This window comes from Neomesorhizobium albiziae (genome assembly GCF_900114255.1).
GTDB lineage: Bacteria > Pseudomonadota > Alphaproteobacteria > Rhizobiales > Rhizobiaceae > Neomesorhizobium > Neomesorhizobium albiziae.
Genome location: NZ_FOSL01000016.1, coordinates 18,108 through 32,560 on the forward strand (window position 1 = coordinate 18,108; position 14,453 = coordinate 32,560).

A 14,453-nucleotide genomic window follows, 5' to 3' on the forward strand; every position below is an offset into this window, starting at 1 on the left:
TGTGGAGGGCGCGTGTTCAGTCGACTGTATCAAGGCCGAGGACGATTGATACTCAGGCATAGGATCTCCCACGCGCTAGGTGTGGCGCGACAGACAAGAGGCACAGCCGCTGTTCGCTGCCCAAACGGCGCCTTCCGACGATTGTGCGAGATCACCCATACTCGCAACGGGTCCGCCATGGATCTTCGCATAACCTGACCAACGCTTCGGTTCGATGGCCGTGCAGGCCGACGCGGCGCAACCTCCTCCGCAGACGCCAGGTGCTCCTCATGGAGGCGCGAGCCAACCCTTGGGGCCGCTGGCGGAGGTGGCGGTACGGCCGTGGTCAGCAGGAGACAAACATGAGTTTGGGGAACATCTCACAGCCCCCGGTCAAATACTGCGCAGACAAGCCGGACACCTCAGCATGCCTCACCCTCGATGATATTGGGAGGCCGCTATCGGCAATGCATCGGCATACCGCAACGGCTCTACGACGTCGGCGCCCACGCCGCCTGTTGCGAGCAAGATTCTGCAATCCTCATGGAGGAGAACAACCATGGAACCTGAGCGCACGGCAGGAACTCATGACCCAGACCCATCGCAAGCGGCTGGAAGTGCCGAGCCCAGAATGATCGCGCGGCGCAGGTTGCTGAAGTTCCTCGCAGCAAGCCCTCTCGTTGCGACGCCGACGGTCGCCTCCGCCATCGCCAGCTTGCTTGCCTCCGCACCGGGCCAGGCGCTCGCGCAAAACTACGACGTGCTGCGCGCCTCTCGAAGAGCGCTTGGCCCGGACGGCATCATCACAGCGCCTGGTGATGCGCTCAACGTGTTCGAGTTCGAGCCGGCGGCGAAGAAGGCCGTGCTCAGCCAGGACGCGCCGGCGCACTGGGGCTATCTGGAGAGCGGCGTCGACGGCGACGTGACGCGCGACGCCAACCACACCGCCTACCAGCGCTACAGCCTCCGCGTGAAGCGCCTCATCGACGCGCGCAAGGTCGACTCCAGTGTCAAGGTCTTCGGCGAGACCTGGGGCAGCCCCATCTTCATCTGCCCGGTCAGCAGCCTCGGCGCCTACGAACCCGAGGCGGGGGTCGCTGTGGCGCGTGCGGTCGGCAAGCGCAAGCACCAGATGATCCTCTCGACCGTCGACAACGCGAGCATCGCCGACGTGAACAAGGCGCTCGGCTCGCCAGCTTGGTTCCAGCTTTATCCGACCGACGACTGGGCCGTCACGCAGGCGCTGGTGAACTGCGCCGAGGCGGCGGGCTCTCCGGCGATTGTCCTCACGGTCGACCGGCAGGGCGGCCGCAACACCGAGGATCTGTTCCGCGCGCGGCGCCTGGACCAGCGCGACTGCACGGCCTGTCACACGCCGGGCTTCGCCAACGACGTCAGCCGCAAGGCCAACTTCTTCGATATCGATGTCTCGAAAGTCACCAACCTCTACGGCACCGGCATGACGTGGGAATCCGTCGATCGCCTGCGCGGGATCGTCAAGGGCAAGCTCCTACTGAAAGGTATCATGACCGGCGACGACGCCAAGCAGGCGCTGAGCCATGGCGTGGACGGCATCTTGGTTTCCAACCACGGCGGCCGCGCCGAAGAGAGCGGACAGGCGACGATCGGTGTTCTTGCTGAGGTCGTGGACGCGGTGGACGGCCGTATTCCAGTACTCGTCGACGGGGGCGTACGCCGCGGCACCGATGTGTTGAAAGCGCTCGCCCTGGGTGCAACTGCCGTCGGCATTGGCCGGCCCTATGTGTGGGGCCTCGCTTCATTCGGAGAAGCCGGCGTGGACCGCGTGCTGGAGATTCTAGGCGCCGAGTTCGTCACGATCATGCGGCAGGTGGGAGCGCTGAACATCAAGGAGATCACGCGGGGCAACGTGACCAGCGCCCTTTAGAGGCGTGTTGATCATCCAACGGTACCTCCCTTGCTGGGCGCCTACGGCCTGACTTGAGAAGTACTCCTCCCACGCAAGCGGGTTGTGTTGAGCAACGGAACCTTCGTTGATCCAGACCTCAACCAAGCTCTCGCCGAGGAAGGTTTCAGCCTCGATCCGTCGCTCTATCTACTTCCGAGCGTTTTCGTCGTGCAGTCGCGCCGGATGATCTCGATCACGGTCTCGGTGGTGCGGTCGAGATAGCTCCGCCCGTCGGCGAGCCGCGCCGTCGGGCTGATGTAGCTCTGCGGGCCGACGTGGGTTGCCGGGTCGAGCGAGTGCACTGTGATCTTACCGGCGTCCAGGGCCCGGTTCCAGGCGCTGCGCCGCCACAGGCGCCAGCGCTGGGGGAAGAGTCCGATGCCCACCCGCTCGATCCAGTCGTTCGCGCTGGTGAGCCGGTACAGATGGAGCGCATGCATGAGGTCGTTGGCGCCGTTGTGGAACCCGCCGAGCGTGATCAGCCACAGCGGAGCGCGGAGCTGGGTGAAGAGCTCCTCGACGGCGCCGGTGGCTACCTGGGCGCCGCCGCTGTAGCAGAGCAGGACGACCGGCATGCCGCTGGCGGGCTCGTAACCCGCGAGTCGGAGCTGGTCGGCGATCTGGGCGCCCACTGCCCGGTTGTACAGCGGGCGGTACCGGCGGTCGGCCGCCACAAAGGTCTGCATGACGTTGTGCAGGAACAGCGTGATGCCGACGTGCCGCCGGAGCCAGTCCCACACCGGGCGCCCTACAAGCGGGTACGCCAGGGGCGAGTAGGGCTGGACCTGGCCCAGCACGCGCAGCTCCGGTGCTCCGGCGATGACGGCCTTGACGAGCTGGCCGCCGTCGCGCGTATCGGTGAAGCGGCGCTTGCCGATCCCGTCCAGGTAGACCACGTAAGCGTCCGGCGGTCGCCCTGGATCTGCACCTCTGGCGTAGGGCACCTCCGGTGGGAGCGTGGCGGCCGGTGCGCGCCGGCCGATGGCGTAGACCATCAGCTCGTAGCGGGCGAGCAAGCCCTCGGCGAGTAGGAACGGGCCGAGCGCCAGGAGGGCGACGAACAGGAGGAGCTCGCTCACACGATCGCCTCCGGCTCCCGCGCGCCGGCGATGATCCTCGCGATCAGCCGCCGGACCACCTCGACCGTAGCAGCGAGCCCGACAGCCGCGACCGCGATGCACCCGGCCGCGGTCCACCAGCCCAGTCCCGACGCCGCGGCGAGCGGGCCGGCCAGCCCTGCCGCGACGCCGGCCACAAGCAGGAGGTGCAGGAACGGCCCGAGGAGCGGGAACGCGAGGACGGCGGCCAGGAGCAGCGGGGCGACCAGGGCGGGTGTCCAGGCCATCCCGGTCGTGCCGGGCGGCGAGGCCGCGTCAGGCGCCACGACCGGCTGCACCAGGTCGGCGACGGTCCATGCGGCGAGGGGCCACAGCGCGATCACCGTGCCCTCGACGACGGTGCCGGTCACCATCAGCCCGGCCACGAGCCGCGGGGACAGCTTGGGCCTGCGCGCCACCAGGGGCAGCACCCGCCCGGCACTCTCGGACAGCCCGGCGAGGACCAGCAGGACGACGACGGTCGCCGACATGGTTCAGCGCCCCTGTGCTCGATCGGTCGCGGTGCCTCCGCGCGCGTCGTCGAGGTACCGCTCGAGCTCGTCGGCAGCACGCCGGGCGCCGCCGGCCTGCTGATGTGCGGCGCGCTGTGCGGCCGCCGCCTCGCGGAAGCGCGGCTCGTCCAGAAGACTCCGGGCGAGCGCGTGCACCGTCTCCGCAGTGGCGTCGTCCGTGCGGAGCGCGAGGCCGGCACCGAGCTCGACGACCCGGCGTGCAACCAGCGGCTGGTCCGCACCCTGTGGCACAACGAGCGTCGGCACGCCGGCTCGCATCGCCTCGTTGACACTGTTCATGCCGCCGTGCGTCACGAAGAGCGCTGCCCGGTCCAGCACCTGGAGCTGCGGCACGGATCGTCGGGCCAGCACGTTGGCCGGCAGCGGACCCAGGTCTGCCGGTTCCGTGTGCCCGGTCGAGACGACAACGGTGCCGCCCAGCGGTGCCAGCGCTGTCGCGAAGGTCCGCAGCAGGGCGGGCCCCGCATCGAACACAGTGCCCAGCGACGCGTACAGCACGGGGTCCTCCAGCCGGACGGCGTCGAATCCCGGATCGGTCAGGCGGGAACCGACGCTCGCCCCGACGAACCGGTATGAGGAGTCGAACGCGTCGGCTCCGGGCTGGAACGCGCTGGAGGTGAAGACCAGGTTCAGCGGCTCACGCGCGTTCATAAGGTCGGTCAGGGGCAGGCTGCCGGTGTCGTAGCCGCGGTGCAGGGCCCAGCGCGCTCGGACGTAGCCCCAGCCGATGCGAGGACGGGCCGCCGCGGCGACCATCAACTCGCGGGAGATGCCGGTGGGGCTAGGTACCTGCCTGTTGAACGCGAACGTGGTGAACGTGGCCGCCGCCGGCACACCGAGCTCACCCGCGGCCACCGCGCCCCATGGACAGGCGGCCCCGTGCACGACCAAGTCGGGCCGAGTGCCGCGGAGGTCCGAGAGCACTCCGGGCAGCAGGCCGAGGGCGGTGCGCGCGAGCTCTTCCAGCAGCGCGAGGGGGATCGGCGGATCCGGCAGGGGCAGGTCGCCGCCGGAGTGGAGGTGGACCTTCGCACCAGCGGCCTCAATCTGGGCCGCGAACGTGGGGAAGGTGTGGTAAGTCACCGTGTGACCCCGCCGGACGAGCTCTGCCACGACCGGGAGCGTCGGATTGATGTACCCGTGCATGCCGATGTTGAGGAACGAGACGGTGCTCATCGACGGCCTCCGCGCGGTCGGTTCAAGGCGTCGGTGGTTGGACGCACCCCGCCTGCCAATCCGGCAAGGGCCACCTTCCGATGCAGGCAATGTTCGCGAAACCCGGAGCGCGAGCCTATCGAACGGTAGGATCGGTTGGACTATGCCGAAGTATGAGGCCTATGACCCCCTGTACGATCTCTATATTCGCGGCTACGAGTTGACTTACGAGACGGCTCCGGCATGCGATTTGACGCAGCCGGCAGCATCGGCTGTGCCTCATGGCCCCAGCGTCACCAGCTCGCGTGCCCGGCACCCGCGGGCTTCCATGCCGATCAGACAAGCGTCAGTTTGGCGAAAAAGGGCAGGACCTGCCGACGTCGCAGCGCCTTGCACATGACGACATCTCCCGTCCGCCCGGAGTTCGGGCCCTTACCTGGCAAGCGGTCAGTAGTCCCACCAGGCCGGTACCCAACGATAGAGGTCGCCGGCGGCCGCCACACGGCCGACGGACGGGAACGGCAGGTGCGTGGACACCAGCCACGCGCCGGTCTCCGCCAGCTCCCGCATCAGGCGGAGCCGAACGCGGGTCGCCTCCTCGGGGTCGTGTTCGAAACCATTGTGCCATTCGGGATGGTCGAACGAGACCGGGAACAGGGCGTCGCCGGCGAATATCAGCCGGTCGCCACCGGATGTCAGGCGGACCACACTGTGCCCGGGGGTATGGCCGCCTGTGCGGGCGACGACCACTCCCGGCGCCACCTCCTGCTCCTCTTCGAAGGTGCGCAGCTGGCCGCGGTACGCCTTCAAGAACCGCTTAGAGGCACTTCGGGCCACCTCCGCCAGCGCCGGCGGCATGCCCGTGCGAGAGAAATCAGGCGCTTCCCAGAACTTGGCCTCAGCGGCCGACACGTGGACCCGCAGGTCCGGGCGCAGCCGTTCCTTCACCCCGTCGACGAGCAGCCCGCCGACGTGATCAAAGTGCATGTGGGTCAGCACCACGTCGGTCACGGACGCAAGATCGATGCCGGCGGCCTCCAGTCGATGGACCAAATGCCCAGCCCGGGGGAAGTCGGGGACCTCCACCCCTAACCCGCTGTCGATGAGTATGGTTTGGCCGCCGCTGCGCACCACGACCGCGTTCAGCGCCCAATCGAACGCGTCCCGCGACAGGAACATATCGTCCAGCCAGGCCCCACGGACGGCCGGGTCGGCGTTGGTGGCCATTGATTCGGCTGGCGGCGTTACCACGCCATCGCTGATAACCAGCACTTCGATCTCGCCGACCATTACCGCGTAGCGCGACGGAACCAGCTCGTCGGGCCCCTGCGTACCGAGGCGCGAGGTATTGTCCAAGCTCATGTTTGTCTGGTGCTGTCCCATGTTTGTCTCCTACGGATTACCTTTCCACGGCCGTATCGGCCAAATCCGCCCTGGACCCAAGGTTTGGCACGTGCACCTCCATGGATAGCCAACTGGCGTCTGCGGAGACAGATTGCGTCGCCGCGGCCTGCGCGACCATCGAACGGAAGCACCAGTCATGCCATGCGAAGGTTCATGTCAGGCCCGTTACGAGCATGGGTAATCTCGCGCAAACGTCGGCAGGCCGCACTTCGAGCAAACAGCAGTTGCGCTCTTGCCTGTTGGCGTTACACCAGCGCGTGCGAGATTCCATACCGTGGTATCAGTCGCCCACGGCCTTGATGCAGTCAACGCGAGCGCACTCGACATAGCGTTGTCGAAGCGATCGAACTTCTGATCGTGCCGCGCGCCGTCGATCTCGGTGAGATGGAGGTGCGCCGCGCTCTGCCCTCGACGAAGCGCCAGATAGTGGGTCCCGTCATCTTCTTCGACCGGATGGGGCCCTGCCGAGTTCCTAACCGACCACGGCATAGACATGCGCCCGCACCCAACAGCAACCCCCGGCGCCCCGACAGTCGCCCTAGCCTTTCAATCAGCAAACCATAGGCCAAGGTATCGACCGCATGCGTCCTGGGCATAATGGTTTGCACCTCGGGTGGTTTGGCATAGTCGGGTTCCCCGCAACTCGAAGGCCCATCAAGTTCAAGTTCCAAATCGACAGAGAAGGAGGAGTCCTTGAGACGGATGGCTACGCTTCTTGCAATGGGCGTTCTTGCCACTCATGCAGTAGCAATCGAGCGGCACGACATCTCGCAGATGTCGTGCGAGGCGGTCGGCAGAGCCCTTCGATCGGAGCGACGGTCGATCCTTCGATACCAGTCACAACGCCTCGACAAAATGACGTTCTACGACAATTGGGTGCCTGATCATCAGTCGTGCAAACCCGGCGAAGCAGCCGTGTTGGCGCGTCCACGGGCTGCGGATGGCCCATGCAGAGTCTTCCGATGTGCAAGGCTGGGACCCAGAACGTCTTCGCGCCTTTGAAAACTTTCCCCCAACGCTTTTGCCTTCGGTTACGGGCAAGCGGGCTGCGGGGAAGCATGGAACAGGTCGGATCAACAATTTTTTGGCGGGCCATGGCAGGGTTTGCCTTGCTTGTCTCCCTTTCAGGCTGTGCCACGCAGCTCGCGGAGATTGCAACGCTGCCCGTTAATGCGTCGCCGGCGATGCAAAGCACCCAGACCGTTCGATCCCCCCAAAGTTCCGAAGCCTTCGATCTCCTCTACATTACCAACCGAACCCCTGTCACTTCGGACAGTACGTTGTCTTACAGTGCCGAAAGGCCAGCTCTTTGAGCTTCGGTTCGGTGTCGATCACCCCGACACGCAAGTCTCCCACCAGCAAAAGTGGGTTGCGTGTCGGGTTGATTTCCGAGACCGGACGGTTTCCCGCGACACCTTACGGCGTGGTGGCAACCGGGAACGGGCTACGCCGCATGCCGGCGACAGTCGCTGCACATGAACAGGCGGCCGCATCGCTGCAGGCCGATGTCGCTCGTCGTCTCACACTGGCTAGTCGCAAGGAAGTCGTGGTCTTTATTCACGGATATAGCGCCAGCTTCCACGACGCCGCGCTCACCACAGGCGAGATTTGCAGGTCGCTGCAGAACCAGTTTGTCTGCATTGTTCTGACATGGCCTGCAGGGGGCTCCGGCGGCATGTTCTTTGGCTACAATATCGACCGCGAGTCGAGTGAGTTTGCAGTCGCGGACCTCAAGAAAGCCATTCGCATCATCGCCGAATCTCAGGGTGTCGAGCGGCTTCACCTCCTGGCGCATAGCCGCGGAACCGATGTGCTTGCGAGTGTGGCCCAGCAACTCGCCATCGAAGCTTATGTTAGCCGATCCTCGCTTTGGCGGCGCTACAAGATCGCGAACGCGGTGTTTTTCGCTCCCGATATTGATCTCGATGTGGCTGCTTCCAAGATGTTCGCGTGGGTATCGGATCCAGACCTTGTTTTCGGCAGCAAATCAAGGTCAAGCGCGTTCCCGCCTCAAGGCCCTATGCATCTCACGGTTTATTCGTCTCGCGAGGACAAAGCGTTGATGGCATCAACGCTGCTCTTCGGCAGCGCCTTGCGGCTAGGGCAACTCACTGTTGGCAAGCTCAGGGAAAGGAGCCAAGCGGCGTCCCAATGGGAAGGGTCTCATATGGGCGGGCTGGTCGATTTCATCGAATTTTCAGGCAGCGGCGGCTTCATCGGCCATAGATATTTCTTGTCCAATCCGGCTGTTAAGGCAGACCTGGTTGCGCTTATCCGTGACAGAGTGAAGGCCGGTGATCCTCGCCGCCAACTCGTCGAAATAAAACGCCCTTTCTGGCGAATATCGGACGTCCAGCAGGCCTCTCGATGATTGTCCCCAAATGATCCTATCGCCGCGTTCGTTAAGAGCGAACACCTCATCAAGGAAACGAGCGTCGATGCATGTGGTTGCTTATGTCAGCTCAATTCCAACCGTCTACGCCCGACCGGTAGGACGAGGTTTTCGACCTGGTGCCTTCGCAGTCCCATCCGCCCGTGCTCCGCTCGTCCAGGGCGGATAGACACCACCTGTGGACATCGGTTGTGGGCACCACTTGGGCAAGGCCGATTCGGCGCAGAACGGCGACCTGATCGGAGAGCTTGAATCCCGCGGATTTCAAGGATTTTTGGGGGCGGCTTGGCTGGGGAACCTGGATTCGAACCAGGACTAACGGAGTCAGAGTCCGTGGGTCTACCGTTAACCTATTCCCCAGCAGGCGGCGTCGACCGATGGCCTTGCCGCTGCTTCGGCGCTCAAAAGCGCGTTCGCGGCCTGCCTTTTAGCCATGACCCGGAAATAGTCAAGGGATTGTTCGGCTTTGGTGCCGGGTAATATTGGCGCGGGTAATGCGGGCAGTCACGGAAGCTCCGACGGCTTGGTCTTGGTGTCCGCGCCCAGCGGGCGCGACCATTGCCGCGCGAACTGCGAGCGCTCGAAGATCAGGACGACGATCAGCGCCAGCGCCAGCGGCACGATCAGGTAGAACAGGCGGAAGACGAGCAGCGCGGCCAGCACCGCCGCCGGGTCCATTTCCGGAAGGCCGAGCAGGAAAACATATTCGAGCACGCCCAGCCCGCCCGGCGCATGCGAAATCTGCGCCACCGAAAACGAGGCGATGAAGACGCCGAGCACGGCGATGAAGCCGGGATTGCCGGCGTCCGGCAACACGAAATAGATGATCGAGGCGGCCGCCAGCAGCTCCAGCGGGCCGATGATCAGCTGCCGCATGACGATCGGCAGGCGCGGGTAGTGGATGGAGAGGCCGCGAATCGAAAGCGGCCTCAGGTGCAGCCAGCTGCAGAAGACGTAAATCGCGACGAGGCCGACGAGGAGGAGGCCGGCGGCGAAGGAGAGCCCGACCGGGGCGCCTTCGATGTAGCGGTGGATCAGCGACGGTTCGAGGATGAGCACCACGCCCGCCAAGAAGACCGTCGCCAGGATGAAGGTGAACCAGCAGATGGCGACGAGGATGCCGACTTCCGCCGCTGTCAGCCCCTTCGACCCGTAGGCCCGGTAGCGGATGACCGCACCCGAAATGACCGAGCCGCCGATGTTGTGGGAAAGCGCGTAGGTGGTGAAGGAGCAGGCCGAGATGAACAGCCACGGCACTTTCTTGCCGATGTGCAGAAGCGCGATGTGGTCGTAGCCGGCAAGTGCTGCATAGGCCACGATCGACCCGAGTGCTGCCAGAATCCATTGATGCCACTGGATGGCGGCAAGCCCGTCGCCGACGTCGTCGAGCGAAATTCCGCGCAATTCCTTGTAGAGCAGCCACGCCGAAAGCACGACCGCGATAAGGCCGATGGCGGGCCAGACATAATCCTTCCACTTCATTCCGTGCGGGCCGCTCCTTTTGCCTGGAGTTGCGCACGCCATTGCGGCGCGCAAAGGACACTCCGGGTTTTGAATTTTGAGGCGGTTTGAAAATCCGTCAGGGCGGGCTGCAAATGGCGATTTCTGCGCTTCCGGTGCTCACGTACCCAAATGTACGCTGCGCGCCGGTTCTCGAAATAACCATTTTCGCCACGCCCTGACGGATTTTCAAACCGCCTCTTACACATCGTGCTTTCCAAAAATCGTTTTGCCGATTTCCTGGGCAGATGCCGTGTGTGACCGAATCGTTGGCACGCTGGATAAACGCACCATGGCGCAGATAGAACCGTTTTCTTTGCTGGCAATCAAATCCGAATTTCCCTTCCGTTGAATTCCGGCCCGGCCAACGGGGCGATTGTTCCAAAGCGGGGCTTGGTGATTGCGGCCGGCGCTGTTAGTCTGATCCCAACGAAAAAGATAAAGCGCGTGCAGCGTCCGTTCACCGGTTCGCGCGGCGCCAGAAGGATAGACAAGGTGGAAGACCCCGATGCCGGCGTTTTGACGCCGGGTGGAGGGGCGTCACAGGGCTTCCAGCCGCCCAGCGGCGGGAGACCGTCCGCCAACCCGGCGCCAGGCCGGCAGGCGGAAGGCCGGTCCGGCAACGGGCAGGCGCCAGACGCAGCTCCGCATGACAAGCCGAAATGGAAGAAGCGCCGCAAGCGCAGGCGGGGCCGCAAGGTTTTCGCACGCGACGGTGTGCAGCAGGCGCCTCCTCCCCAGCAGGCAAAGCAGGCCCCGGCGGGCGGCGAAGCGCAACCTGCCACGGAGCCTGTCGCGCCGGCGCCGCAGGCAGTGGCCGAGGCAGCGCGCCGTCCGTCCTTCCAGGACCTGCCCGTCTACGCCGCGCTCGACCTCGGCACCAACAATTGCCGGCTGCTCGTCGCCGTTCCCGGGCGTCCGGGCCAGTTTCGCGTGGTCGACGCGTTCTCGCGCATCGTGCGCCTGGGCGAGGGGCTTTCGGCCACCGGCAGGCTGAGCGATGCGGCGATGGACCGGGCGGTCGAGGCGCTGAAGGTGTGCGCCGACAAGTTGCGCCAGCGCACGGTGCGGCGCGCCCGCCTGATCGCCACGGAAGCCTGCCGGTCGGCCGCCAACGGCGCCGAGTTCCTGGCGCGAGTGAAGGCCGAAACCGGGCTGTCGCTGGAAATCATCGACCGGCGCACCGAAGCGCGGCTGGCGGTTTCGGGCTGCGGTTCGCTGGTCGAGCGCGACACCGACGGCGTCGTGCTGTTCGATATCGGCGGCGGTTCTTCCGAAATCGCGCTGGTCGATGTCTCGCGCCAACGCACGCCGCGGCTCGCCAACCATATCGTTTCCTGGACATCGCTGCCGGTCGGCGTCGTCTCGCTGGCCGAGCGTTTCGGCGGCCGCGACGTGACGCCCAGGGTTTTCCAGGCGATGGTCGAGGAGGTGACGGACATGCTCGGCCGCTTCGACGGGCGCCACCGCCTTGCCCATGTGACGTCCGGCGAGCGGTTCCACTTGCTTGGAACCTCCGGCACGGTGACGACGCTGGCCGGCGTGCATCTGGGGCTCGAACGCTACGACCGGCGCCGTGTCGACGGACTGTGGATGGATCGCCCGAATGTCGATTCCATGATCGAAAAGCTGCTCGGCTGGGATTTCAACGCCCGCGTCGCCAACCCCTGCATCGGCGCGGACCGCGCCGACCTGGTGCTGGCCGGCTGCGCCATACTTGAGGCGATCCGCGGCATCTGGCCGTCTGAGCGGCTGCGCGTCGCCGACCGCGGCCTGCGCGAAGGCATCTTGAGCGAACTGATGGCCGACGACGGCGTGTGGCGCCGCAACTGGCGGCCGGAAATACGGCAATGACCAAGAAACCAACAAGCACAGGTCCGGGCGGCGCGCGCGTCCTCAGAACGAAGGTCAAGAAGAAGCGCGGGCTGAAGGATTCATCGCGCCGCTGGCTAGAGCGCCACCTCAACGATCCCTACGTGCAGCGCTCGAAGGCGGACGGGTTCCGCTCGCGCGCCGCCTACAAGCTGATCGAGATCGACGATAAGCATCATCTTTTGAAGCCCGGCATGCGGGTGATCGACCTGGGTGCGGCACCCGGCGGCTGGTGCCAGGTGGCGGCAACTCGCATCAAGTCGACCGAAGAGGATCCGCGCGTGGTCGGCATCGATTACCTCGAAATGGACGCCGTGCCGGGTTCGGCCTTCCTGCAGATGGATTTCCTCGACGATGCGGCACCGGCAAAGCTTGTCGAGACGCTCGGCGGCGAGCCGGACATCGTGCTCTCGGACATGGCGGCGCCGACGACCGGCCACCGGCGCACCGACCACATCAGGACCATGCATCTGTGCGAAGTGGCGGCCGATTTCGCGATCTCGGTGCTGAAGCCCGGCGGGCACTTCCTGGCCAAGACGTTCCAGGGCGGCACCGAATCCGGCCTGCTCGACCTTTTGAAGCGGAATTTCCGCTCGGTCCACCACGTCAAGCCGCCGGCGTCGCGCGACGAGTCGGTCGAGCTTTATCTGCTGGCCAAGGATTTCAAGGGACGCACCGGCACGTGAACATCATCGAAAAGGTGTTTTCCGTATCGCCGGCGGTTCGCTACGTGGCGGTTTATCGCAGCGGCGAACTGGCCTCGCGCCAGCGCGACGGCGCCGAGGGCGCCTCTTCGTCGGAAAGCGACAGATATGAAGAACTGCTGGTCAATCCGACATTGCTGACGCTGGCGCGCCAGCGCGGCAACATCGACTGCGGCGGCGGCAAGTTTGTCGTCGTCGGCTACGGCAACTTCTATCAGCTCGTCATCGACCTGCCGGACGGACATGTCTCCGTGTGCTTCGACCTCGGTTCCAATCCGCTCGCCTATGCAGAAGAGATACGCGCGCTTTTCTAGGGTGAGATTCAGGTGATGCCGGCCTGCACTTAGACTCAGCCGGCCCGCAGCAGATCAAACCGGCTGTCGCGGCTCTTCCGGATCGGCGAGCCGGTGTCCCGACACAGCATTGCCGGCGGTGGGGGCGAGCTTGAGAAGCGGGACCACCGAAAGCGCCGAGATGAGGGCGATGGCGAGGAACGCCACGGTGAAGGAATCGGCGCCGATGGCGTGGCCCGAGAAATAAGCCGCCATCTCCAGCACGCTGCCGCCAACGGCGACGCCGAGCGCGATGCTAACCTGCTGTGCGACAGCGCCGATGGCGGTTGCCTGGCTGACCTCGGCGGGCTCGATATCGGCAAAGGTCAGCGCGTTGGTGGAGGTGAAGAACAGCGAGCGCACGAAGCCAGCCACCACAAGGATGGCGATGATCAGCCATGGCGGCGTCTGAGCCGTGAATAACGCGTTCACAGCGATCAGGCAGGCGCTGAGCAGGCCCGAGGCGATCAGGATGTTGCGGAAGCCACCCAACCGGAGCGTTGTCGGGGCCAGGAACTTCATGGCGAAGGCGCCGATGGCCGATGCGAAGGTGAGCATGCCGGACTGGAAGGGGCTGAGCCCGAAGCCGAGCTGGAACAGCAGCGGCAAAAGGAAGGGCACCGCGCCGATGCCGATGCGGAAGATCGACCCGCCGATGATGGCCGTCCTGAACACCGGATTGGCGAAGAGTTTCAGGTTGAGCAGCGGGTTGGTGCGGGTGCGGGCGTGCCTCACATAGAAATAGCCCGACACCAGGCCGGCGATCACCGCCGCGATGCCGACGGAAGGCGGCAGCGCCGGCAGGCTGACCACCGAGAGGCCGAAGACGACGCCGGACGCCGCGATGGCAGACAGGAAGAAGCCGGGAAAGTCGATCGGACCGGCTCCCTCGGCGGGAATGTCGGGCAGGAAGCGGCCGGCCAGCCAGATGCCCAGCATGCCGATGGGCACGTTGATGAGGAAAATCCAGTGCCAGGTGAAATAGGTGGTGATGAAACCGCCGACAGGCGGCCCGATCATCGGGCCGATGAGCGCGGGGATGGTGAGCCACGCCATCGCCGAAACAAGCTCGCGCTTCGGCGTCGAACGCACCAGCACCAGGCGCGCCACCGGCGTCATCATGGCGCCGCCCATACCCTGGACGAAGCGCGCCGCCACGAAGCCACCGAGCGAACCCGCCGCAGCACAGGCGATTGAGCCGAGCGCGAAGACGGCGATAGCGGTGCGAAACACCCGCTTGGCCCCATATTTGTCGGCCATCCAGGAACTGATCGGAATGAAGATGGCGAGCGACACGAGGTAGGCGGTGAGCGCCAGTTTCAGGGCGACGGGGCTGGTTCCGATGTCTTTGGCGATCGCCGGCAGCGAGGTCGCGATCACGGTCGAATCCATGTTCTCCATGAACAGGGCGACCGCGAGGATGAGCGGGATGGTGCGGTTCAAGGCCAGATCCGGAATTGCGCTCCCGACGGACGCGGGAACGCCGACATCTTCGGCGGGTAGCATGGTTTGTGGTTGCTTGTCGCTGGTTTTCCGCAACTGGACCGTGCATTTGCCG

At 65.1% G+C, this 14,453-nt stretch carries 10 protein-coding genes, 1 tRNA gene and 1 pseudogene; 5 read left to right on the forward strand and 7 right to left on the reverse strand.

The features are described 5' to 3' along the window. Positions 1-610 precede the first annotated feature (610 nt). Complete coding sequence (locus tag F3H98_RS21340) at positions 611-1,885, forward strand: alpha-hydroxy acid oxidase (protein ID WP_149762352.1); 1,275 nt, start codon at positions 611-613, stop codon at positions 1,883-1,885. A 164-nt stretch (positions 1,886-2,049) separates the two neighbouring features. On the opposite strand, the gene F3H98_RS31870 is transcribed toward F3H98_RS21340, so the two are convergent. The 4 genes from F3H98_RS31870 to F3H98_RS21360 form a co-directional block, all read right to left on the reverse strand. Further along, positions 2,050-2,985, reverse strand: a complete 936-nt coding sequence (locus tag F3H98_RS31870; protein ID WP_149762353.1) for a hypothetical protein — start codon at positions 2,983-2,985, stop codon at positions 2,050-2,052. Then, complete coding sequence (locus tag F3H98_RS21350) at positions 2,982-3,494, reverse strand: hypothetical protein (RefSeq protein WP_149762354.1); 513 nt, start codon at positions 3,492-3,494, stop codon at positions 2,982-2,984. The genes F3H98_RS31870 and F3H98_RS21350 overlap by 4 nt, the downstream gene beginning before the upstream one ends. Before the next feature lie 3 nt (positions 3,495-3,497). After that, positions 3,498-4,712: a macrolide family glycosyltransferase gene (locus F3H98_RS21355; protein ID WP_149762355.1), complete on the reverse strand. Its 1,215-nt coding sequence runs from the start codon at positions 4,710-4,712 to the stop codon at positions 3,498-3,500. A gap of 426 nt (positions 4,713-5,138) precedes the next feature. Beyond that, positions 5,139-6,074 carry an MBL fold metallo-hydrolase gene (locus F3H98_RS21360; RefSeq protein ID WP_149762356.1) on the reverse strand — a complete coding sequence of 312 codons (936 nt, stop codon included), beginning with the start codon at positions 6,072-6,074 and terminating at the stop codon, positions 5,139-5,141. Between the two features lie 1,079 nt (positions 6,075-7,153). Between F3H98_RS21360 and F3H98_RS21370 the strand changes: the two are divergent. Next, a pseudogene (locus F3H98_RS21370) lies at positions 7,154-8,466 on the forward strand (alpha/beta hydrolase). A 307-nt stretch (positions 8,467-8,773) separates the two neighbouring features. Here the strand turns inward: F3H98_RS21370 and F3H98_RS21375 are convergent. Beyond that, a tRNA-Gln gene (locus F3H98_RS21375) sits at positions 8,774-8,847 on the reverse strand. A gap of 144 nt (positions 8,848-8,991) precedes the next feature. Then, the gene (locus F3H98_RS21380; protein ID WP_149762357.1) at positions 8,992-9,969 is read right to left on the reverse strand and encodes a lysylphosphatidylglycerol synthase domain-containing protein; all 978 of its coding nucleotides are present in this window, start codon (positions 9,967-9,969) and stop codon (positions 8,992-8,994) included. A gap of 513 nt (positions 9,970-10,482) precedes the next feature. Between F3H98_RS21380 and F3H98_RS21390 the strand changes: the two genes are divergently transcribed. The 3 genes from F3H98_RS21390 to F3H98_RS21400 are packed head-to-tail and all read left to right on the forward strand — an operon-like array spanning position 10,483 to position 12,877. Continuing rightward, positions 10,483-11,841 carry a Ppx/GppA phosphatase family protein gene (locus F3H98_RS21390; protein WP_425294864.1) on the forward strand — a complete coding sequence of 453 codons (1,359 nt, stop codon included), beginning with the start codon at positions 10,483-10,485 and terminating at the stop codon, positions 11,839-11,841. Continuing rightward, the gene (locus F3H98_RS21395) at positions 11,838-12,545 is read left to right on the forward strand and encodes an RlmE family RNA methyltransferase (RefSeq protein WP_149762359.1); all 708 of its coding nucleotides are present in this window, start codon (positions 11,838-11,840) and stop codon (positions 12,543-12,545) included. The genes F3H98_RS21390 and F3H98_RS21395 overlap by 4 nt, the downstream gene beginning before the upstream one ends. Continuing rightward, positions 12,542-12,877 carry a hypothetical protein gene (locus F3H98_RS21400; RefSeq protein ID WP_149762360.1) on the forward strand — a complete coding sequence of 112 codons (336 nt, stop codon included), beginning with the start codon at positions 12,542-12,544 and terminating at the stop codon, positions 12,875-12,877. The genes F3H98_RS21395 and F3H98_RS21400 overlap by 4 nt, the downstream gene beginning before the upstream one ends. Positions 12,878-12,931: 54 nt before the next feature. Here F3H98_RS21400 and F3H98_RS21405 read toward each other — a convergent pair whose 3' ends face one another. Continuing rightward, the gene (locus F3H98_RS21405; RefSeq protein WP_149762361.1) at positions 12,932-14,338 is read right to left on the reverse strand and encodes an MFS transporter; all 1,407 of its coding nucleotides are present in this window, start codon (positions 14,336-14,338) and stop codon (positions 12,932-12,934) included. Between the last annotated feature and the right edge of the window lie 115 nt (positions 14,339-14,453).

Bases quoted from the DNA above. Each gene is read 5' to 3' on its own strand.
- F3H98_RS21360 (WP_149762356.1), bottom strand. From the start codon at position 6,074: ATGGGACAGCACCAGACAAACATGAGCTTGGACAATACCTCGCGCCTC.
- F3H98_RS21380 (WP_149762357.1), bottom strand. From the start codon at position 9,969: ATGAAGTGGAAGGATTATGTCTGGCCCGCCATCGGCCTTATCGCGGTC.
- F3H98_RS21350 (WP_149762354.1), bottom strand. From the start codon at position 3,494: ATGTCGGCGACCGTCGTCGTCCTGCTGGTCCTCGCCGGGCTGTCCGAG.
- F3H98_RS21340 (WP_149762352.1), top strand. From the start codon at position 611: ATGATCGCGCGGCGCAGGTTGCTGAAGTTCCTCGCAGCAAGCCCTCTC.
- F3H98_RS21355 (WP_149762355.1), bottom strand. From the start codon at position 4,712: ATGAGCACCGTCTCGTTCCTCAACATCGGCATGCACGGGTACATCAAT.
- F3H98_RS21395 (WP_149762359.1), top strand. From the start codon at position 11,838: ATGACCAAGAAACCAACAAGCACAGGTCCGGGCGGCGCGCGCGTCCTC.